Here is a 2,769-nt window from a genome sequence, read left to right as displayed (position 1 = left end):
GCTGTTCGTAGGCCTCGTCGGCGGCGTAGCCGAGTTCCTCGCCGTCGCCGTCGATCTCCTCGTCGAAGTCGCCCAGCAGGTCGGCGAGCGAGTCCGGGTCGTGCAGGGCGCCCTCGAAGACCTCCCGGCCCTGGCCGATCAGCCAGCACCGGAAGAAGTCGAAGGCGTCGTCGCTGGCCCCGTCCAGAAGCACCCAGGCGGCGCCCCACACGTCCCAGCGGTAGGCGCGGTTGTACCGGGACTCGAAGTGACGGGCGAAGTCCAGGATCACCTCGGGGTCGCAGCCGAGCAGCCGCTCGACGAGCAGGTCGGCCTGCTCCTCCGGATCGCCCTCGGCGGCCTCGCGGCTGCTGTCGATCAGCTCCCAGAACTCCGTCTCGTCCATCACGGCTCAAGCATCGGCCCTCGCGCCGGGGGGCGCACGCGGAGTGCGGCGGATCGTTATGAGTGGTACAGCGCGCCCAGCCGTGCCGCGTCGCGCGCGAAGCGCTCCCGCAGCGCCTGCGGTGCCAGTACCTCGACCTCCGGCCCGAGGGCCGTGAGTTGGGTGTGCGCGACCTGTTCGGACTCGACCGGCACGGTGACCGTCACCCACCCGCGCCCATCAGGGGCGCCGGCCGACGCCAGCGCCTCCCGGGCCGGCACCGGACCCACGGCGTGCACCAGTCGCCGCACGCCCTCCCCGGACAGCCGCACCACCACCTCGGCCCGCAGGATCGACCGCGCGAACTGCTCCGCCCGCTCCTCCCAGAAGCCGGGCAGGTCGAAGCCGCCGTCCCGCTCGAACCGCTCCCCGGCCGCCTCCACCGAGGTGAACCGGTCGACGCGGTACACCCGGAAGGCGCCGCTTCCGGAACACGCCCCGGGCCCGGCGGCCCGCGCGCACAGGTACCACACGCCCGCCTTGAGCACGAGGCCGTACGGCTCCAGCTCCCGTACGGCCTCCGCCTCGCCGCGCCGGTACCGTGCGGTGACCCGCCGGTCGTCCCACACCGCGTCCGCGACCGCCGGCAGCAGCTCGGGCGTCCTCGGCTCCCGGAACCAGTCGGGCGCGTCCAGGTGGAAGCGCTGCGCCGCCGTACGGGAGGCGTCGCGCAGGGAGGGGAGAAGGGCCGCCGACACCTTCAGCCGGGCGGCCGACGCGGCGTCCTCCCAGCCCATCTCCCTGAGAGCCGTCGGTACGCCGCTCAGGAACAGCGCCTCGGCCTCACCGCGGGCCAGTCCTGTCAGCCGGGTGCGGTAGCCGCCCACCAGCCGGTAGCCCCCGGCCCGGCCCCGGTCGGCGTACACCGGCACGCCCGCCTCCGACAGCGCCTGCGCGTCCCGCGTGACGGTCCGCTCCGACACCTCCAGCTCCCGGGCCAGCTCGGCGGCGGTCATCGAGGGCCGCGACTGGAGCAGCAGCACCATTTTGATCAGACGGGCGGCACGCATACGGCCATCATGCCGGGGGCCACCGACAACGAAGGGGTACGGAGAGCTCCGTACCCCTTCCTCGCCCGTCAGCCCTTACAGGCCGTACTTCTCCCGCGCCTCCTTGACCGCCGAGGCCTTCACCTCGCCGCGCCGGGCGAGCTGGGCCAGGGCGGCGACGACGATCGACTGGGCGTCGACGCCGAAGTGGCGGCGGGCGGCCTCACGGGTGTCCGACAGGCCGAAGCCGTCGGTGCCCAGCGAGGAGTAGTCCTGCTCGACCCACTGCGCGATCTGGTCCGGGACCTGGCGCATGTAGTCGGAGACCGCGAGGACCGGGCCCTCGGCGCCCTGCAGCGCCCGGCGTACGTACGGCACCCGCTCCTCGCCGCGCAGCAGCGCCGCGTCGGCCTCCATGGCGTCCCGGCGCAGCTCGCCCCAGGAGGTCGCCGACCACACGTCGGCGGCCACGCCCCACTCCTCGGCGAGCAGCTTCTGCGCGTCCAGCGCCCAGTGGATCGCCGTGCCCGAGCCGAGCAGCTGGATCCGCGGGGCGTTGGCCGGGACCGAGAGCCCCGTCGACTCCGCCGTGTTGAACCGGTACAGGCCCTTGACGATGCCCTCGTCGACACCGGCGCCGGACGGCTTCGCCGGCTGCGGCAGCGGCTCGTTGTAGACGGTCAGGTAGTAGAAGACGTCCTGGTCCTCGCCGGGCGCCGCCTCGCCGTACATACGGCGCAGGCCCTCCTTGACGATGACCGCGAGCTCGTACGCGAACGCCGGGTCGTACGTCAGGGCCGCCGGGTTGGTCGCCGCGATGGCCGGCGAGTGGCCGTCGGCGTGCTGCAGGCCCTCGCCCGTCAGCGTCGTACGGCCCGCCGTGGCGCCGATCAGGAAGCCGCGGCCGAGCTGGTCGGCGAGCTGCCACATCTGGTCGGCGGTGCGCTGCCAGCCGAACATCGAGTAGAAGATGTAGAACGGGATCATCGCCTCGCCGTGCGTCGCGTACGACGTGCACGCCGCGATGAAGTCGGCCATCGAACCGGCCTCGGTGATCCCCTCGTTGAGGATCTGGCCGTTCTTGGCCTCCTTGTAGTACATCAGCTGGTCGCGGTCGACCGGCTCGTACGTCTGGCCCTTGGGCGAGTAGATGCCGAGCGAGGGGAACAGCGACTCCATGCCGAAGGTGCGCGCCTCGTCCGGGACGATCGGCACCCAGCGCTTGCCGGTCTCCTTGTCGCGGACCAGGTCCTTGACCAGGCGGACGAACGCCATGGTGGTGGCCACGCTCTGCGAGCCGGAGCCCTTGTCGAAGGCGGTGAACGCCTTGTCGGCGGGGGCGGGAAGCGGGGCGAC

At 72.8% G+C, this 2,769-nt stretch carries 3 protein-coding genes; all 3 read right to left on the bottom strand.

The window, feature by feature from the left end; all coding sequences use genetic code 11:
- The coding region (locus C1I97_RS34820; protein ID WP_111006967.1) for a DUF4240 domain-containing protein at positions 1 to 385 on the bottom strand (385 nt) is incomplete at its 3' end.
- A 56-nt stretch (positions 386 to 441) separates the two neighbouring features.
- Positions 442 to 1,434, bottom strand: coding sequence for a helix-turn-helix transcriptional regulator (locus C1I97_RS34815; RefSeq protein ID WP_111006966.1), 993 nt, complete (start codon positions 1,432 to 1,434; stop codon positions 442 to 444).
- Positions 1,435 to 1,509: 75 nt separating this feature from the next.
- Positions 1,510 to 2,769 (bottom strand): transketolase-like TK C-terminal-containing protein (locus tag C1I97_RS34810; protein ID WP_441349189.1); only part of this gene is annotated, 1,260 nt, incomplete at its 5' end.

This window comes from Streptomyces sp. NTH33, from assembly GCF_003236365.1.
GTDB lineage: Bacteria > Actinomycetota > Actinomycetes > Streptomycetales > Streptomycetaceae > Streptomyces.
Note: the sequence above shows the minus strand (reverse complement) of the source record. Positions and strands in the feature narration are given on the sequence as shown.

Bases quoted from the DNA above. Each gene is read 5' to 3' on its own strand.
- C1I97_RS34815 (WP_111006966.1), bottom strand. From the start codon at position 1,434: ATGCGTGCCGCCCGTCTGATCAAAATGGTGCTGCTGCTCCAGTCGCGG.